Below are 16,843 nucleotides of genomic sequence, written 5' to 3'. Positions count from 1 at the left end.
TGCTCCGCTTTGAACAGGATAATCGCCAGCTGGTGGAATAAGGTTTTCAGTGCCGGGGAGGAATATTGGCTTATTGCTTCGTCGCCGCGTGTTTTTATGTGACGTAAAAATAATGCTCCAGATCCTTCTGGATATTCATTTATTTTCTATAACGTGTAGCAGGTTATCTGAAGGTTGCGGTGGCATTTCCACTGATTATAGGGTTTTCCATATTGATAATGCAGTCTAAGGTGCCAGCGCTTCCAAGTAAAAAGCTTGCTTACCACTGCCATAAATCGCTGAAACTCTGTTGTTTTGTTAAACAAAATCGACGGGTTACTGCTGGTTGTATGCGTTAAGTAATACTGAATAGCCCATTGTAATTCGACGTTTCCTTTTTGACTCGACTTGAGTTCGCGACATACTTGTAGGGCTGAATAAATATCCTTTCGAACAGAAATATCAATGGGGTCTGCGGGTAGCAGCGCATTACAACGTCTGTTTGAAAATAATCGGCCAATACCTCGTGGTGTTTTTAACATCCGAAGTGCAGTTGCAGCATCTATCCAGCGTTTAACGCGTTCAGGAGTGAGGCGATACTGAAAGGCAACGTCTTGATAGTCATGACCTAGATCAATATTCCTGAGTACCGCCAAGGCTTGATTGTAGTGACTGCTTTTTACAACCTCATTTTTCTGGCGGATTGTACTTTGGCGAATGCCGCTCACCGGGCCCATAAAAGGGACTAGCCGCTTTCTAAAAAATGGCAGCAAACGCACAGGAGTGATGTTTCCTGATTTTTGCATCACTTTATAACGGTGTGGGCGTACTCCAAGTACATTATTTGCGGTGTATTCAGGTATTTCTTGAGCGTTTATTGCCAAATGGCAGCCCAGCAGTAAATCGGTAAAATGTAGATAGCTTCTGAATGTGGTGTCTGGACTGCTATGGCCAGCAAACACTGCCAGCGCAGAATATCTGTCTCGTAACCGGTCTTCACCAAATATCAGTTTAGATATTATCCTTTTTTGTGACGGTGGGTATGGCAACATCGTCTTGATAACTTCAGGTAATGTGATTAAGTCATCATGGGCAAGGAGTTGAAGTCTGGACAATGCTGTATGGCGAAAATGATATAGACGATAATAAATTCCGCCGGTTAACTGAGACAATATCTCTTTCACCATCAAGGAGATTTGGCCAGTATTGACAACTTGAAAGGGATTAGCGTCTTCGTGAAAGAGCAATTCGTTATAACGTTCATGGCAAGCCATAAGGCGATCCCTAAGATAGCTTTCCATTAAACTTTTTTCGTTGTCGGTCAACAAAGGAAATAAAGGCACTTTTCGAAGCGCAGAGTCGGTTTTGTTATGCCCGTGGCGGCTTTCACGAATAAATAGCCAGCCGATAGAGGAAGGCTCAATGTCTTTTAGACGCAGTTTGGCGACTTCACCGGGTCTGAGACCTGTACGATAGGCAATGAGCAAATAGCATTTTAACATCCGTTGGGCTGCATGGTCTAAATCGTCTATGTAATCGATTTGGCGAAGCAGGGCCGAAAACAGTGGCTCATCAACAATGGCTGCACTTACATGGGGAGTAATATTGCTACCTTCGCTGAGTGGCTGATTAAGAGGAGGGAGATCAAATCTCTGTTGTGCGAATAAATGTAGGTTCTCAAACCGACGAGCTTTATAGTGCAGTTCATGTTGACTATCAGTACGATTCATAATTTCTTGATAAATATCGATAAAATCTTCACTGCTCAGGCTGTATAAGTCAATGTCTGCGGTCGCAGCCAACCAGTGGCCTCCAATTGCTCCAAAGTACCTATTCGCTGTTGATACTTCATTTTTCTCAGTAGTCAGGTGGTGAATGAGCCATTGAAGCAGGATCTCTTCGTTAGGGCAGAGGCTTGCTTGTGTTAGTTCTTGTAAATGAAGAACAACTTGGCGCTTTCCTTGGGGATTGGCGTTATTCTGCTTAAATATTTCTCTTATTTGGTTAAGCAGGTATCGGTTACCTAGCTTAAAACGGTGTGATGGCGATGTTACTGAAGAGTCTGTTTGTATTGAATTATACCATTTCTTGAATTGAGCAAAGCTTCTTACGTTGCAAGGTCCCGTTGCACCTTTAAATAATCTGAACCAGTAGGCATTGGGTAGGGATGCGCTTTTTTGACGTCCCAACGAATACTCTACCAACACTTGTGGTAACTCGACATTAGGCTGAGCCTCTGCAAAACAAATCCCACCTTGTTGAAACTGTTTTTTTGGAAGAATGAGTTTAAGTTCTGACTTAATTATCTCTAAACATTGTTTGACTGATTTTGGGGGGCGCCAACTTCTTGTTCGGCTGTTTAGAAATGGCTTTATTAGCCCGAGACTTATTGGATCGGGGAAAAAATGAACCTCGACCTGAGCTTTATTAGGTTCAAAATCGTCTTGAACGGTGTAAAGATTACTGGCAAAGCTCTGCCCTGGACTTGGTCTCAACGTTAGCCAGCAAAGGTCTTTATTGCCACTTAATGGTTTATCGCTATTTAATGCCTTCGCCAGCGCGGGCCATAGCCTAGGTCGATTCAGGCCACTATAGCAAATGCAACTCATCAGCAATCTGGCAAAGCATTGTTGGGGATCGGATGTTTTATCAAGCTTGTCTAGCAAACCGTCAATTTTTGATGCGAAAGCAGAAGTATTGTGTTGCCAGGTCAAATTTCTAAGCGGTCGAACTCTACGAAGCGTGAGATAGTCTGAGGGAGGATTGATCTGCCAAAGCCCTTGTCGGTTACCCGTTTCTAGTTGCCTGCAGATAAAAGCATATCCTCGGCGGTAGGCTGTTTCCGATTTGAGAACCTTTCGCAGATCTGAGTCAACCTGTGGCCAAACTGCCGAAAATCGGTCGTATTTCGGTGGTGTTTCAAACAGTTCAGGTAGATGATGTTCAAGTACGGCCAGAGCTTGTTTTATTATCGTTATATGACTTTTTTGCCGAGCAGCAGTTCTGGACTGATGCCCCAATAACCGTACTAGGGATTTCTGTTCATGTGGAAGGATCAGCGGGTTTTCCATGCGTCAACCACCGTAATTTCATGAGTGTTCAGTAGCGTTTCGATATGCTGAGCAATACGGTTGAGGTATTGAGTTGATAGCATGCTATGACGACCCATTGATTCTTCTCCAATATCTTCGTGTCCCATCCAACCATCTATTTCTGCCGGAGCAACACCGAGACGCTTTAATTCGCTGCGCATGTGATGCCTCCCCCAGTTGCCAGGCCAGGGTAACTGGTCTCCAAGAAATGCTTTTACTCTGGCAGGCGTGAGTTCTTGCGTAATTTGGGGGATGTTGTCCTGTTCTTGATGTTTTATAAAAAATAGAAGATTTCCGCTGCCGGTCATTGCCTCGTCTGCACGTTTGAAAATATCTTTTGCGATGAGTTGACTGCGTTTTTTCAACTCTTGAAGATGTTGTAGATAATGTTCAAGTTGCTTCACTGCAGTCTGTGGAAGTATCAGCGTTCTAGCAGATATCCCATGTCGGTTTTCTTTATCGCTAATCCACCAGGTATTGTTATGGCTGTTGAAATCGGTACGCTGTCCCATTGGTGCATTAACATCGCGGTGACCGGTTGCAAACGTCAAAAGCGCCCATACGTAGCAGACATAGTGATTATGTAGTGTCGTGAGTTCTTCCAAAGATTGCTTTCGCGGGCGAGGAATTTGACTCCTCAAAACGCGAAAAAAATTGTGTAAAGTCCGTGGAGGGAGATGTAATGCACTTCCCAGTTGCTTTTTGATGGGCTTTACTTCGGGGAGTTGCGAAGCGATTTCAGCTATCTCGAAGATTGAACTCACGTATCTGTGGTGGTTTTCAATCAGTTTATCTGCATCGAAATTTGAATAGCTCAGTGCAGGCTGGTTTCGGGGGGCTCGCCCTTTTATGAGTCCGACTTCGGCACGATCTAGTCCATTATTGATATACCAGTGTTCAAGAAAACGGGTGATTCTTCCGAGACTTAAACGACATCGGTGTTGCTTGTTGATGTCACTAATGACTGACTTCAACTCTGCCGTGTCCACGTTTTGAGTAAGCTTATCTTGTAAAAATTGAGGGAGCGGCAGCACTAAATGGTTTGTTATATTGTTCAAACATTTTTCTAGTCTTACATCTTGTTTGCTTGCTGGTACTGTGTGGGTTAGAGATATGCAAGGGCGATTTTTGTAATGTGTGAGACAAAATGTATTTGAAGATTGTCCTAGTGAAATAGGATCTCGACCGCATAGCAGGCACAGCAGTAGGGTTGAGCAGCTATCTGGGTTTACTCCAGTTTTAATTCCATTGGTCGTAAAACGAATGAGTTGACATATATCCCATTCGGTCAGTTGATTGTAACTGCAATTTAAGGATAACTGCATAATGCCGAGTTTTTCAGTCAGACACTTATGCTGTATAGCCCGTACCGCTCTTGAGGATGGGGGAGGGGGTGTTTTTAGTTTATTCGTTAAGGGTTTATCTTCAATACGAAATGTTCGACCAGCTGTTACCGATATAGCCTCATCTCGTTCTTGAGCCGTCGTCGGTTTTGTGAATGCGACACATAGTTCTTTAACCTCAAGGCCTGCGTCTTCAAATGCATCAACGGGATTAAGTTCGATGAAGGTGTCAGGGTCTGAAATAGGAGGTATTCTAATTCTTCGTCGTCGTCTTTTGCTCCCTGATACAGCTTCTCTAAGCACTAACTCCAAGTAGCCAAGGCCGTACTCTTGCGGGGCAGGATATTTTTCCTTTCGTAGTTCTTTAAGTTTTGACACCAGTCGTTCAACTGATGATGCGTCATCCAATTCTGGCAGTATATCTAATAGTTTTCGATGCTTGGGGTCCATCGCTACCAGACGTAGCTCTCGTAATGCATTTTCATTTCCTGAGGTTGCGAGTTGCTGGTCATGGGTATAGCGTATGAAACAACAGATAAGAACAATCGATTGGTATGCTGTGTATTTCGTTCTCCATTGTAGTGTGGCATTTGGGGGTAACACTGCACAAATGGTGGCAGCAAATGGGTATGATGTAAGATGCTTATTTTTCTTTAAAATTCCAAATATTTCAGTGTTACTGACAGAGCCTGAAGGCATTTTTGTTATCAGAATTTTTACTAGCCTATCTATTAGTTCGAATTGCTCCCAATAGCCTGCTGGAAATGCTTGAATACTATAGGCTAGTTGCATTAACAGCGTTTGCTTGAGCTCTGGATTTAAATGCTCTGGCGCAAAATATTTGCTTAAAAATTCCTTTAATTTTTTGCTGGTGTTGCGTACAGGAGGAGTCATTATTTGGGCTCCCATGGCATTGCTAATTCGGCGAGAATATCGACAGAATCAGATATTGGGCATTTAGGAAACTGGCGCTGGCGCTGCTGAACCAGAGTGCCTCTCGAGATAGATAACAAATCACAAAATAGCTGATCAGATAGTGTATCCTTCCCAAAGAGTTCTCGTGAAAACTGCTCTGGTAGGCCTTGACGCCAGTCATCAATAAAGGCGGCAACATATTTAGAATTGATGGATAGACAGAGCACTTGCAATAGTGATAACCATGCTTTTTTCTCGACGCTTTCAGGCGTCAATTGGCCTTGAGTATTTGTTTCTAAAACCAGAAGAGTACCTTCTGGTGGGCGACCATTTTCCCAAAAAAGTGCTGCCCAGATAGGACTATAAAACTGAAATGTTCTGGTATGGTGTTTTGCTTTATTGATGCTGGCTTTCGAATCTATGTACTCCAAACAATATATTGTTTGGGAGGCAAATTCAGACCTGATATTTGCAGGTAAGGCATGTTGATTACATAACCCAGGTAATGATTGCATTACATCGAAAGCTTTTCTCGCTGCTGGATGTAAGTTCACCTGATGCTTCTTTTGGAGCTTTAAAATTATTTGGGCCATCAGAATTCCATTTCCTGTGATTGCGTCCTTCCTTTAATATAGGGCTCACTTTTTCATCTCCCAAGTGTGATCAAAAGTTGATCGGTAAAAAGATCGATTTATGTGATCGTGATCTGATTTGTTTCCTTAATCGAATTTATAAACAAGCCACTGAAATTTTTGAATATTGAACTTCGAAATGATTTTCAGCATTCCTTGTCCTGCAAGCTGGTTTAAATCCTTAATCGTGGCGTGCGTTGTATGCTGTTTCCGTATACGCGAGCGTTGCTGTGAATTGACTAACTTTTGCCCCATTCGAAGTTAGCAACGCGACTTGAGATGAACATCACTAGCCTAATGTTGACCAAAATTGAGTAATGCGACAAAGTGACGACTGAAACGATGTCGATTCACTTTTCAATAACGAATAGGGACATACAATTTTGCACGTTCAATTGCGCCATCTTGATAGTCACTAAGCTCTAGCTTACGTGACTGCCTAGCACTAGGATGATTAATACGAAAACAGTGGGTTTCATTTACTTGAAAATGCCAGAGTTTCCTAGGTACCACTACCTCAACTGTCGAATAATTCAATGCATTTTTAATGTATTTGTCACGATTTGAACCCGTTGTAAATATAGCGATATCAGGTTTCAGAATAGTAAACTGTGCTTCTAGCAGCGAGTTAGAAAGCTCTTCGATCATTTTAAATGCTGGACTTCGTTCAGGGCTTCTTCTTTGGAGGCTCATGCAGAATTGATTGGAATAAACGGCACTACACCCAATTTCCGGTTGCCCTTCAGACAGCGCGAGAGAGCATTTATGGTAAAAATTAAGCAGCTTATGTTTCCCCGACGGTAGTTTACTTTGATGCACTGTTTGAGACATTGCTTGTTGAATGAGTTGCTGCGTAACCTCTGCACCATTTTTTATTGGGCAATTCGTTCTCCATGTTTTCGGCTCTTGCCCAATAAATAGCACTTTACGCTTCGCTTCAAAGTAGCTTTTATCCGGACAAGCTAAGAAAATGCCAGACAGGCCGGGGGAAGCATAAATTTTCGAAAAATCTGTTTTGGACAGTATGTCTAAGTATGCTTCCTTCAACTGAATAATGACCTCTGTATCGTTTGGCAAAATGACTAATCCCCTAAAACCTTAATGAACATAAAAAATCATCAAAATTAATCAGTTAATTTTAATAATTACTAATTGCGGCATTTAGCCTGTTTACAACTTGCTCTCGAATTATCTGGGGGGATACACAAATTACATCCTGCCCAAATTTAAGGATCCAACCGATGAGATCGTAGGTTGGGTAACACCGAAAAGTGACGCTCCACCATGTATCATCAATTTGCGCTAGCTGTTGGTCATCGGCTAATTGGTTGTGCCGAACAACGTCCAACGCATGATCTTTAACCTTGAGCTCAACAGTGACTAAGGTATCTCTCAATAACCAGCCGGTAGGATTCTTCGCGCAATATTCTTCCAGCGTAAAGCTCTTAGGTGCAGTGATATCCAAATATTCCTTTTGGACAGAGACAATCTTATGGAAAAGAAATAGCTGCGGTACCTCGGGGGTTTCTTGCTTGGTCGCGACCAGATAATGACTCTGCTCTCGAATGATCAACCCGATAGGGTTCAGCATGTATGAACTAAGCTCCAAATCCTTGCCTTTTTGATAGCGTATTGAGAGCATTTTTTCGCTAAGCACACACTCATAAATAATCTTCCGATATCGCTCATCAATATGGTGCTCATCGTAAATCACCGGATAGTTGTCTGAGACGACCCTCACCTTATTCATCCAATTAGCATAAAGTGTTTTGGAAGATAACGATGCATTGGCCTGACTCAGCCACGCTTCTAGTTTTTCCCCAAGAGTGGATGGCAGTACTTTGCGCAACAATTGCTCTGATAGAACCAACATAAATGCTTCAGATGTAGGGAGAATATCAAGCAGTTTTTGCGACTTAAATTTTCTAAACCAACGTCTAATCCCTTGGTCATCTTCTTCATGGTCGAGGTTTGCATTTGCCCAGTCATACAACATTTCGAGATCACGTTGGATCGTTCTAAGGGATATATCGAATCCTTCATCGTCAAGACGTTGGTGGATCTCAGACGATGTTAAACCTCGTGCAGGGAACACTGGCAGGCTATCTAACATACACAGGTTTCTGTAAATGGCACCTTTGCGGCGTAGTTCTTTTTTTTCGTTTGCTTGTGGCATGTAACCCAGTGACCTCAAGGGAATATATCAAGATTATTAACTAATGTTAGCCACCTTATCCTGACCTACGTCATGTTATGTCGCCCTCGCCACAACTCATAACGTCACTAGTTGTCGCTGCCATAGATAGCATTATAAAAAATGAAACAAATTGGAGATAGCAATGGACTTTGAATCATTATTTATCAATAAGTTAATGAATGCATGCCCATCCCTTGCGCTCAGAAAAGGCTATATTTTTATTGGCTCACTAGAAGATGAGGCACCATACTCGAGGGCATGCTTTCAGAGTTGGCGTTTAGTTGGGGAGAAAGTTGCATTATCAGACGAAGCGACATTTGCAATCGACAGGGTCATCGCAGACTTAATGGACAGTTGGCCGCTCTCAGTAGGTAGACCTCATGGAATCTTTACAATTGAACCACCTAACATAACCTTCAAATGGGCATCGAGTGACATAGTTGAAACTATGCTAGCTGAATTAGAGGAAAAGAAAGCGCTAAAAGCTAAATAGTGATCCAATGGTGGTTGGGTACATCATTCTTCAAATTGGCACCAGGATTAGATATTCTACAGCCTCGGAATCTAACCGCATTTTTCTCTGGACGATGAACATGACCACTCAGAATCCAAAGTGGAGATAAGGTTCCTTCTTTTATCGCAGTTGTGAGATAACTTGAACCAAAATCCCGGTTAGCCTGAATTGCTACGCTAAGACCCGCTGGCGGCTCATGGTGTAGCAATAACATACAACAAGCGAATTGATTGAAATCAGTTGTTCCGTAAGCGGCGCAACCAATCGTTACGCTTTGAATTGTCACTATGGAACTATCTGCGTATATGCCTTCAATCTGCTTGAGCCAGCTGGAATCTAACTCGTTGCCTAATTCATCATGATTGCCAGAACAGATAAACACTGGTCGACTTAGACCTATCAGCCAGTCTGAGATCGCAGTTACTTGCTCACTGATAGGCGTTGGACAGTCATAGCGACTATCAATGAAGTCACCCGTAACACAGATAATGTCTGCTTTAGATGAGTTTGCTGTAATCCATTTCATCTGCACTTGGTTAAAATGCAGATCGGTAACATGGAGCGCCTTCATCGTCAGTCCTCTTGAATAAATGGCATATTGGTTGGTGTGACTTCAGGGTTATACAGGCATATTGCCCCCTCTATATGGCTAAAAACCTCTGCTGTTACAAACACAGCATTGCCAGACTGAATGAGGATATTCACATGCTGCTGATACTCAAGCCAGGCACCACGTTCACGTCCAAAAGTTAGAAATATTTCAACATCAAAATTCTCAAACCAGTTATTTGCCTCTGCAATCATTCGCAATTCATAATCAGGCAAAATGACAGGAGTACTTGCTGTTGCTGACACAGTTCTAGCAATTGGGGATGATAATATTCGCTTAAACCGACAAATCAGTTGCAAGCTATTGAATGACGTCAGATCCTCGGTTATTTGAAACGGGTCATCTGGCAATGTCACTACAGGACCAATTACAGGCAAGCTCATTTGGCGTTCATCCTAGAGAGAAGGGAAATTTGAGAAACGGCGGAAAGCATTCTGAGCCGAGCAGGTGGATTACTTGTATGCACATTGATCTGAGGAGGACGAAAATTTTCCTTTAAAATGGCATGTTCTATCCAGACAAGAACGTCGTAACCAGTGCCTCTGTCATCATCACCCAAATCGTGATCAAGGCTAATATCGGTAACATGTCCTTTCGACAAAAATGCAATGGCTTCATCTGGCCATCGAACTTGTACCCATCCATTAGGCGCTAATCGTTCATCATCAAGGAATATTTTCATTCTGCTCAGCAATTTTACTCATAAATTAGCAGAGTATAGAAACTCAGGCGTCAACTAATGTCGCTTTCATATCAGATGAGGACAGAATTATTGCCAAAATTATCGACGATGCCCCATTCCGTGTTTCGGCTCGTTAGCTTAATCGAAAACTCCCACGTCTGCTGCCATACAAATTCTTATCTATTTGCCTATGTTTGGCCTTACCAGAAATCGGCTAACAATGTATGGATATACAATCATATTTAAATTTAGGTATTTTTGTATAATTTTAAGACAAGAGCATTGCGCACTAATTTCATCCGAGACAAGTAAAACTCTATAAAATCAATTGACTATAGAAGCTGAGTTTTAGTTAATAGGTTTGGAAAACGCGCATGCGCGTTTTTCGAGATGGTGTATTTGGCAGAAAGCTGATAAGTTCTTTGCATACAGATAGTTAACAATGCGCGCTCTCACTGGTCCAACGAGGTAAACGCGCATGCGCATGAATAAAATGTTAGCTGTTTTCAGGAGTTAAGAGGCAAATATGGATTTTTTACAACCTAATAGGCGGCAATTTGAAAGTGATCCGTTTAGCTACAGTGCTCAAGGCTATTTAAAGTGGAATATGTTACAAGCGATGGCTACTGGTTGTGATTTTGACCCTTATGCTGAACCGAAAATGGAAGACCTCAAAAGTCCTGTTTTGTGGTTGGCTCAAGCTGAAGCCTTAACACAAGCAGCTCTAGCAATATTTAAATCTGAACCTAAGTTTGAAACAATGCCGCTAAATTTTAAAGGGGTATGTGATAGTCAATTTTGTGCTGTTGGTTTAATGCTTGTTGGCTACAGCTTAGAAGTTGCATTGAAGGCTATGATGGTCATCGAACATGGTGTGGACGGCTATCTTAAAATAGAAAAAACCACTCGGCACCATAGGTTACATGAGCTGGCAAATTTTGTGCCCGCACTATCAAAGAAGGACAAAGCCATATTAAGAGCCCTAACTCATTTTGTATATTGGGCAGGTCGCTACCCAGATCCTGGTTCTGGCCGAGAAGGGGATGCTTCAAACATATTTGAAATAGCCGAAAAATATGAAATTACGGCGCATGACTTATTCAGTGTTGCTGCTAGGGTTATGAGTCATACAGAAAAAGTCGTCGAAAAAAACAGCTAACAAATTGCTTAATTTCGTTCCGGCCACAGAAAGCGTGGCCTCCACAGGACTGCCTGCGCTGCGGCAACCAATTAGCAAAGCGTTATCTCCTTAGAAATTTTAATCCGAAACTAACGAGTTAGAGCAAAGGGGTAATCACGCTTTTGTCCCCAAACGAGTCAATATTTGCACTAAACAAACAGTATTTGGGGTTAAAAGTATCAAAATTTGGTTGACTGCTTGTTTCTTCCCGTTGAGCAATTTGTCACCGGTGTGTTGGTGCGGTTGATGGGTTATATAGAGGTGTTCTATTACTACAGCATTATTTCAATGTTTCTATCGATTTCAGAGACAAAGTCATGAATACACTCCTCGCTGCAGGATATGGAAAACTCATCCTTTTTGCTGCTTTAAAACATTTTGGCTACAGAGTGTAATTTCGAGTGAGTACATATTTGCTTTAAATATGAAGTTAACACTATTTTTAGCCATTAAATTGATCAAATGTTGATCAATGAAAAGACCGGTTTTCGTGACCGTGACCATCAAATTGTTGTTAATAGTCGTTAATGTTTTAGTCCGATAGTCATGCGAATAATGCTAATTAAATCAATTGACAACAATTTAGGCAAAATAGGTAACGCACTAAAATCCATATCTGCACGGCCTGTCACGCCGGGGGTCGCGGGTTCGAGTCCCGTCCGCTCCGCCAACATTAAGAGATAAGCCTCATCGAAAGATGAGGCTTTTTTCGTTATGGCGTCGCGGATAATCCGTCCCAGTGATGCTATCGCTCAAATGGTTATCGTCATAGCCGGCCATCCCAATTCCTACGAGTGTACGTTATTGTTATTCGGATCAGTCCGAGATAATTTTAATCTCTTAGCTTGTAGCTGACGCTCTATCCCTACAGGTAACGTCTATCTTTTTCTTGTCCTAATTGACTTAATATCGTTTATATTGAAGTATTTATTATTAAGCAGATACTTAAATTCCAAGAATGATTGAAATTGAGTAATTTGCCCCAAGATCGTCTTAAGTGCTGCAGTTTTGTAGCGTCCATCAATGAGGTCTATGCCATGCTTTATGATTTAACGGTTGTACAATTTAGCAAGATGCTGAAAAATTTAAGCGTTATTCTTGAAAAAGGCGAATGCTTCGCAAACCTCAAGAAAGTTGATATGGCGGTTCTTTTAAACTCACGTTTAGCGCCGGATCAATTCAATCTTATTCGCCAAGTTCAAATTGCCTGCGATACTGCCAAAATTGGCGTAGCACGTTTGACTGATAACTTAGATACAGTGCCAAAGCATGATGATAGCGAGACGACGCTGGCAGAGTTGCAAGCGCGTATTAGCTCAGTTTTGGATTATTTAGCAACGTTTAAAGCGGATGATTTTGCTAATGCGGCCACGATCCATGTCTCACAACCACGATGGGAAGGAAAATATCTTACAGGTTATGAGTTTGCCATTGAGCATGCTATTCCGAACATTTACTTCCATGTAACAACAGCCTACGCGATTTTGCGCCACAACGGTGTTGAAATTGGCAAGAAAGATTACCTCGGCGCTATGCCATATAAGTCGTAAATCTAGGCTAGATGTAGTACTGTTGCGTAGCCTAATTGTTGCGCAGCAGCGCTTTGCCGCTTGAGCTTACCAACCTTTCTGCATTACCACCTGTTCTTTCTCTACCTATGTTATGCCGCTTTGTCGCTGGAAATTTAGGACTCGTTAGGGTTCTGTTACGCTGATGAAGTCAATCAATACTCAGTTTTTCATTTCGACCTTACGTCTCGATTATTTTTATCCTGTTAGCATGTGATTTAATTTTGTTGGCTTAGGTAAATGATATGGGCCGTAAGTTTATGAGTCGCCAAATTATCTATTACTTAAATAGTGAATGGCGAATTGACTCATTATAAAGATGACCTGTTTGTTCGTTTTGAACAGGGATTTACTGGAAGAGCCTATTTAAGGTTCTAATTAAAGGAGTTAGCTATGTCTATCGAATCTCAAGCCGTCGAGAGTCCTACGGATGCAACGACAACTGATTTACCGATGAAGAGCAAGAAAGCAAAAAAAGCCGCCATTACCAGTGGTTTGCGCCTCAAAGACAAGTTGACCCAAGACACTCGCCGCCGAATTGAAATTCTGCACGAGCAACGCCAATTATCCAATCGTTTCGGTGTGGATATTGAAATTGACTAAAGCCATTGGCTTGTCGCTAAGTATTGGATATCACATCTAGATATTTAGCCAGCATGTACAGCTTCACGACGTCCGTCGTGGAGCTTGCTCTCTTAACTTAGTAACTTTGCTGACTCAATTCATACTCCATTATCGTGACCATCTCGCCCTTATAATCTTCATGTGAAATCATTGACCAACCCTGCGTTCGATAAAAATCGGCTTTATCTGCAGTAAACAAATAGATTTTCTGTAAACCAATCGCTCTAGCATGCTCAACGACGGCATTGACGAGCAACTTACCTAATCCTTTATGTCGATGGTCTGCATTCACATACACATTGGCGAGCCACGGGCTTAAGTCAGTTCGGCTGTCCATATCTGCGATGATTAATGAAGATGATCCCATCACTTGATTTGCCTGTTCGCAGATAAACATCTTGGGGATGGCGGCGTCAGTTAAATACTCGTTCATTTCCTCAATCAATGTAGTGACTGAAGCATCCGCAGAACTCAAATGTGCCCATGCTTGATGATGCCACTCCGCCAATTGTGGAATGTGTTGCGGGGCAGATTTTAGGTCGATAACTTTCATATAAATCTCTAGACTGATTGGTGAAAGGGATTTGAATGGGCAAATTATACCCTCTATTGGCTTGCATGAACTCAGTGGGCACAGGCCGAGTGAGTATACCGCTTAACTCGGGAGCGGCAGAAATATGCTGGCTTTAAGTCCGCCTTGTTTCGCATGGCTAAAACTGAGTTCGCCTTGATAACTGTCGACGATATCTTTGCAGATAGATAATCCTAAACCATGGCCCTGGATGCTTTCATCTAGCCGAATGCCGCGCTCAATGATAACGGACAGCGCGGCATCGGAGACGCCTTCGCCATCATCACTCACTTCTATCCCATAGCCTGTGGTTGGCACGTCCTGCTGACTAATACGGATCTCAATGTTCTTGCGGCCATGCTTGCAGGCATTATCCAGCAAGTTGCCTAAGAGTTCGAGTAAGTCATCCCGATCAAACGGCATCACTAAGCCGCTCGTGTAATGGCTATGAATAATGCGGTCTGGGTAAATGCGCTGCATCACTTGAATCAGTGGCGCTAGGTCGTCATCGAGCACAGTATAACGCCCTGGAGTGGACAGGCCGACAATCTTAGTGCGCTTAAGCTCTCTCTCGATGATGTGGTGCAGGTTTGCGAGCACTTTACTGCCCTCACTTCGCTGTTCAGGCGGAAGGCTTTCTAGGTAGGACTGCAGCCCTTGTAACGGACGTTTCATTTCGTGGGCCAAGTTACCCAAGGCATTACGGGAGCGTTGTACTCTTTGGCCCAATTGATTGACTAAGCGATCTATCTCTTCGATCAGTGGGACTATCTCGCTTGGCACTTGGTCAGGATTGATTTCTTGCCCTTGGGTGCGCATCTGCCGTATGGCTTCTGGCATCTGCTCTAAGGGTTTAAAGCCGCGTTTCAGTAGCTGATACTGCGCCATTAATAGAATAACAATCGTGAGCAACACGGCTGCGCTGGCAAAGGCTAAAAATTGCACTTGGGTTTGTTCGAGCTCGCTGATGTCTTCTGTCACCCACAGAGTAACTAATTGGTCATCTTTGATAACGGCCTGACTGAACATCAGCCAATGTTCTTTGCCGACAAACTCAGTGGCTTGGCGTTGTTCACCAGCGGTCAGCTTAAGCATGTTTACGTTATGGTCGAATAGGGAGCGTGAGCGCAGAGTTTGCTCGCCGATTTGAATTGCAAAATAATGCCCAGAATTAACCCTGTGGTACACATTGGGTAAACGGTCGGTGGTGAGCGCCCATGTGCCATCGGGATTATGATTCAGGGCGGAGATCAGGCTGTCGGCATCGTGTTGTAGACGCGAAGCGACAAAGTCTTGGGTTAATACTTGGATGCCTTGGTATAGAAAATACAGTAACAGCACCATGGCAAAGGTGAGCGTGATCAGCAGATTGCGCGTCAGATAACCCTTGAGTGAATACACGCCTTTACTCCTTGAGTCGATAACCTTGGCCGCGGCGGGTTTCGATATAATCCTTGCCTAAGCGCTGGCGCAGGCGGTTGACGTACACTTCGATGACATTGCTGTCTTTGATTTGATCTTCTTCGTAAATGCGTTCACTGAGCTCTGACTTAGAGACGATTTTGCTGGGATTGACCATTAAGTAATGCAGCAGACGATATTCAATCTTAGTCAGTTCTATCACTGCACCATCAACATTAGTGACGGCTTGTTTGTCGACATCGAGGGAGACGCCTGCATGCTGCAACACATTGTCGGCGCGGCCAAAGTGGCGGCGGATCAACACTTCGAGCCTTGCGAGTAGTTCTTCGATGTGAAAAGGCTTGCCGAGGTAATCATCGGCACCCGCCTTGAGGCCATCGACTCGCTCGTGCCAAGCATCGCGGGCGGTGAGGATCAGCACTGGCATGGCTAAGCCTTTTTGTCGCCATTGGCCGAGGACTTGTAGACCGGGTTTGCCGGGTAAACCGAGATCGAGGATCACGGCTTCGAAGTTTTCTTCTTCGCCTAAAAAGGCACCATCAATACCGTTATCGGCGTGCTCGACGGTATAACCCGCCTTGTTAAGGGCGGGAATGAGGCGCGCGACCAGATCGGTATCATCTTCAATCAATAGCAAACGCATCAGTCGACCTTTTCCTTTAGCCACTCGCCGGTTTTGGCGTCAATCTTGATTTCATACACTATGCCATCGTCACGAAGGATTTCGAGCTCGTAGATGATCCTTCCATGTTTTTGCTCGACTTCGAGATCGAGCAATCGTCCCTTTAGCCTTGATTCATAGCGTTGCATTATGGTGTCGAAGGGCAAAACCTTGCCCTCCTTAACCCACTCGACCACCTTGCTGGAAAGATCATCGTCGTGGGCATTGCAGCTTGGACTGCTAATCATCCCAACGGCCAAAGCCAGGAATATTAACGGTATCTTCATCGAATATGCCCTTCTCTGCGAGGTTGTGACAATTGCTGCATTGACTGAATGAGCCGACTTTGGGGTTATCTTGCACCATACGCCTTGGGATCTCATCGTGTTTGCGAATAAAAAATGCCTGTTCTGTGATCTTCTGCGGCCCCATTCCCGCGAGCAGTGGCGTGCTGTTTTTCATCACCTTACCATTTTGCGCCGCATGTTGAACCAGATATTCCTCAATTCTAGCAGTGACTTGAGGATCTAGACTGGCGTTGTCACCAAAGTGATTATCAAGATTTGCGGTAATGGCGCGCCACTTGTCGGCGGGTAGTAAGTTCGCGGGATAAGCCATGTGGCAGCTGCCACATTCTGCCGTATATTCCGCATTCTGTGGAATGGCGCGGGTGAGCTCGCGGCCATCGTTTGCATAGCCTGTGCCAGTTAAGGTTAGGCTGACACCGATAACGCCAATGGCTAATGCCGCAGCTGTGAGTGATGAACCTAAGAACCAGCTAATAGGGTGTGCTTGTTTAGTCATGACATCTTCCTTTTTGTGCCGTTACCTTCTGTGGAAGGTATTGAAATTA

Annotated in this window: 18 protein-coding genes; 4 read left to right on the top strand and 14 right to left on the bottom strand. The window is 43.5% G+C overall.

Annotation, left to right across the window (positions count from 1 at the left end; all coding sequences use genetic code 11):
* Nucleotides 1-146: 146 nt before the first annotated feature.
* From L5M37_RS18300 to L5M37_RS18280, 5 genes are all read right to left on the bottom strand, one after another.
* A complete protein-coding gene (locus L5M37_RS18300) occupies nt 147-3,050 on the bottom strand; it encodes a site-specific integrase (RefSeq protein WP_263201498.1) in 2,904 nt (967 codons plus the stop codon).
* Nucleotides 3,035-5,308 carry a hypothetical protein gene (locus tag L5M37_RS18295; RefSeq protein ID WP_263201496.1) on the bottom strand — a complete coding sequence of 758 codons (2,274 nt, stop codon included), beginning with the start codon at nt 5,306-5,308 and terminating at the stop codon, nt 3,035-3,037. Before L5M37_RS18295 ends, L5M37_RS18300 begins: the two co-directional genes overlap by 16 nt.
* Nucleotides 5,308-5,922 (bottom strand): hypothetical protein, encoded by a 615-nt coding sequence (locus L5M37_RS18290; protein WP_263201494.1) that lies wholly within the window; start codon nt 5,920-5,922, stop codon nt 5,308-5,310. Before L5M37_RS18290 ends, L5M37_RS18295 begins: the two co-directional genes overlap by 1 nt.
* A gap of 396 nt (nt 5,923-6,318) precedes the next feature.
* Nucleotides 6,319-7,038 (bottom strand): hypothetical protein, encoded by a 720-nt coding sequence (locus tag L5M37_RS18285; protein ID WP_263201492.1) that lies wholly within the window; start codon nt 7,036-7,038, stop codon nt 6,319-6,321.
* A gap of 61 nt (nt 7,039-7,099) precedes the next feature.
* Nucleotides 7,100-8,137 (bottom strand): helix-turn-helix transcriptional regulator, encoded by a 1,038-nt coding sequence (locus L5M37_RS18280; RefSeq protein WP_263201490.1) that lies wholly within the window; start codon nt 8,135-8,137, stop codon nt 7,100-7,102.
* A 163-nt stretch (nt 8,138-8,300) separates the two neighbouring features.
* Here L5M37_RS18280 and L5M37_RS18275 point away from each other — a divergent pair, with 163 nt between their 5' ends.
* Nucleotides 8,301-8,651 carry a hypothetical protein gene (locus L5M37_RS18275; RefSeq protein WP_263201488.1) on the top strand — a complete coding sequence of 117 codons (351 nt, stop codon included), beginning with the start codon at nt 8,301-8,303 and terminating at the stop codon, nt 8,649-8,651.
* On the opposite strand, the gene L5M37_RS18270 is transcribed toward L5M37_RS18275, so the two are convergent.
* From L5M37_RS18270 to L5M37_RS18260, 3 genes are read right to left on the bottom strand one after another with little or no spacing between them, the layout of a single operon-like run.
* Nucleotides 8,644-9,243 carry a metallophosphoesterase gene (locus tag L5M37_RS18270; protein WP_263201487.1) on the bottom strand — a complete coding sequence of 200 codons (600 nt, stop codon included), beginning with the start codon at nt 9,241-9,243 and terminating at the stop codon, nt 8,644-8,646. The genes L5M37_RS18275 and L5M37_RS18270 overlap by 8 nt on opposite strands.
* A 2-nt stretch (nt 9,244-9,245) precedes the next feature.
* Nucleotides 9,246-9,665 carry a hypothetical protein gene (locus L5M37_RS18265; RefSeq protein WP_263201485.1) on the bottom strand — a complete coding sequence of 140 codons (420 nt, stop codon included), beginning with the start codon at nt 9,663-9,665 and terminating at the stop codon, nt 9,246-9,248.
* Complete coding sequence (locus tag L5M37_RS18260; RefSeq protein WP_263201483.1) at nt 9,662-9,964, bottom strand: cyclic-phosphate processing receiver domain-containing protein; 303 nt, start codon at nt 9,962-9,964, stop codon at nt 9,662-9,664. Before L5M37_RS18260 ends, L5M37_RS18265 begins: the two co-directional genes overlap by 4 nt.
* Nucleotides 9,965-10,490: 526 nt before the next feature.
* Here L5M37_RS18260 and L5M37_RS18255 point away from each other — a divergent pair.
* On the top strand, nt 10,491-11,123 hold the full coding sequence (locus L5M37_RS18255) for a hypothetical protein (protein WP_069217084.1): 633 nt from the start codon (nt 10,491-10,493) through the stop codon (nt 11,121-11,123).
* Nucleotides 11,124-11,668: 545 nt separating this feature from the next.
* On the opposite strand, the gene L5M37_RS18250 is transcribed toward L5M37_RS18255, so the two are convergent.
* Nucleotides 11,669-11,818 carry a hypothetical protein gene (locus L5M37_RS18250; protein WP_263201481.1) on the bottom strand — a complete coding sequence of 50 codons (150 nt, stop codon included), beginning with the start codon at nt 11,816-11,818 and terminating at the stop codon, nt 11,669-11,671.
* 363 nt (nt 11,819-12,181) lie between these two features.
* Between L5M37_RS18250 and L5M37_RS18245 the strand changes: the two genes are divergently transcribed.
* Both L5M37_RS18245 and L5M37_RS18240 read left to right on the top strand, forming a co-directional pair.
* Nucleotides 12,182-12,694 (top strand): DUF1993 family protein, encoded by a 513-nt coding sequence (locus tag L5M37_RS18245; protein ID WP_063885021.1) that lies wholly within the window; start codon nt 12,182-12,184, stop codon nt 12,692-12,694.
* Nucleotides 12,695-13,105: 411 nt separating this feature from the next.
* On the top strand, nt 13,106-13,315 hold the full coding sequence (locus tag L5M37_RS18240) for a hypothetical protein (RefSeq protein WP_105251048.1): 210 nt from the start codon (nt 13,106-13,108) through the stop codon (nt 13,313-13,315).
* Nucleotides 13,316-13,412: 97 nt separating this feature from the next.
* Here the strand turns inward: L5M37_RS18240 and L5M37_RS18235 are convergent, their stop codons facing one another.
* The 5 genes from L5M37_RS18235 to L5M37_RS18215 all read right to left on the bottom strand — a co-directional run bounded on the left by L5M37_RS18235 (nt 13,413) and on the right by L5M37_RS18215 (nt 16,794).
* Nucleotides 13,413-13,889: a GNAT family N-acetyltransferase gene (locus L5M37_RS18235; protein WP_219251305.1), complete on the bottom strand. Its 477-nt coding sequence runs from the start codon at nt 13,887-13,889 to the stop codon at nt 13,413-13,415.
* A 102-nt stretch (nt 13,890-13,991) separates the two neighbouring features.
* Nucleotides 13,992-15,308 (bottom strand): sensor histidine kinase, encoded by a 1,317-nt coding sequence (locus tag L5M37_RS18230; protein ID WP_263169656.1) that lies wholly within the window; start codon nt 15,306-15,308, stop codon nt 13,992-13,994.
* A gap of 4 nt (nt 15,309-15,312) precedes the next feature.
* Nucleotides 15,313-15,972 carry a response regulator transcription factor gene (locus tag L5M37_RS18225; protein WP_011787606.1) on the bottom strand — a complete coding sequence of 220 codons (660 nt, stop codon included), beginning with the start codon at nt 15,970-15,972 and terminating at the stop codon, nt 15,313-15,315.
* On the bottom strand, nt 15,972-16,238 hold the full coding sequence (locus L5M37_RS18220; RefSeq protein WP_105251051.1) for a PepSY domain-containing protein: 267 nt from the start codon (nt 16,236-16,238) through the stop codon (nt 15,972-15,974). Before L5M37_RS18220 ends, L5M37_RS18225 begins: the two co-directional genes overlap by 1 nt.
* On the bottom strand, nt 16,231-16,794 hold the full coding sequence (locus L5M37_RS18215; RefSeq protein ID WP_263169658.1) for a diheme cytochrome c: 564 nt from the start codon (nt 16,792-16,794) through the stop codon (nt 16,231-16,233). Before L5M37_RS18215 ends, L5M37_RS18220 begins: the two co-directional genes overlap by 8 nt.
* Nucleotides 16,795-16,843 lie beyond the last annotated feature (49 nt).

The organism is Shewanella sp. SM69 (assembly GCF_025653985.1).
GTDB lineage: Bacteria > Pseudomonadota > Gammaproteobacteria > Enterobacterales > Shewanellaceae > Shewanella > Shewanella oncorhynchi.
Note: the sequence above shows the minus strand (reverse complement) of the source record. Positions and strands in the feature narration are given on the sequence as shown.

What these genes read in the sequence shown, in the direction of transcription:
- L5M37_RS18300 (WP_263201498.1), bottom strand. Translation starts at nt 3,050, where the DNA reads ATGGAAAACCCGCTGATCCTTCCACATGAACAGAAATCCCTAGTACGG.
- L5M37_RS18225 (WP_011787606.1), bottom strand. Translation starts at nt 15,972, where the DNA reads ATGCGTTTGCTATTGATTGAAGATGATACCGATCTGGTCGCGCGCCTC.
- L5M37_RS18245 (WP_063885021.1), top strand. Translation starts at nt 12,182, where the DNA reads ATGCTTTATGATTTAACGGTTGTACAATTTAGCAAGATGCTGAAAAAT.
- L5M37_RS18220 (WP_105251051.1), bottom strand. Translation starts at nt 16,238, where the DNA reads ATGATTAGCAGTCCAAGCTGCAATGCCCACGACGATGATCTTTCCAGC.
- L5M37_RS18260 (WP_263201483.1), bottom strand. Translation starts at nt 9,964, where the DNA reads ATGAAAATATTCCTTGATGATGAACGATTAGCGCCTAATGGATGGGTA.
- L5M37_RS18290 (WP_263201494.1), bottom strand. Translation starts at nt 5,922, where the DNA reads ATGGCCCAAATAATTTTAAAGCTCCAAAAGAAGCATCAGGTGAACTTA.
- L5M37_RS18255 (WP_069217084.1), top strand. Translation starts at nt 10,491, where the DNA reads ATGGATTTTTTACAACCTAATAGGCGGCAATTTGAAAGTGATCCGTTT.
- L5M37_RS18250 (WP_263201481.1), bottom strand. Translation starts at nt 11,818, where the DNA reads ATGTTGGCGGAGCGGACGGGACTCGAACCCGCGACCCCCGGCGTGACA.
- L5M37_RS18295 (WP_263201496.1), bottom strand. Translation starts at nt 5,308, where the DNA reads ATGACTCCTCCTGTACGCAACACCAGCAAAAAATTAAAGGAATTTTTA.
- L5M37_RS18240 (WP_105251048.1), top strand. Translation starts at nt 13,106, where the DNA reads ATGTCTATCGAATCTCAAGCCGTCGAGAGTCCTACGGATGCAACGACA.
- L5M37_RS18270 (WP_263201487.1), bottom strand. Translation starts at nt 9,243, where the DNA reads ATGAAGGCGCTCCATGTTACCGATCTGCATTTTAACCAAGTGCAGATG.
- L5M37_RS18275 (WP_263201488.1), top strand. Translation starts at nt 8,301, where the DNA reads ATGGACTTTGAATCATTATTTATCAATAAGTTAATGAATGCATGCCCA.
- L5M37_RS18215 (WP_263169658.1), bottom strand. Translation starts at nt 16,794, where the DNA reads ATGACTAAACAAGCACACCCTATTAGCTGGTTCTTAGGTTCATCACTC.
- L5M37_RS18265 (WP_263201485.1), bottom strand. Translation starts at nt 9,665, where the DNA reads ATGAGCTTGCCTGTAATTGGTCCTGTAGTGACATTGCCAGATGACCCG.
- L5M37_RS18280 (WP_263201490.1), bottom strand. Translation starts at nt 8,137, where the DNA reads ATGCCACAAGCAAACGAAAAAAAAGAACTACGCCGCAAAGGTGCCATT.
- L5M37_RS18235 (WP_219251305.1), bottom strand. Translation starts at nt 13,889, where the DNA reads ATGAAAGTTATCGACCTAAAATCTGCCCCGCAACACATTCCACAATTG.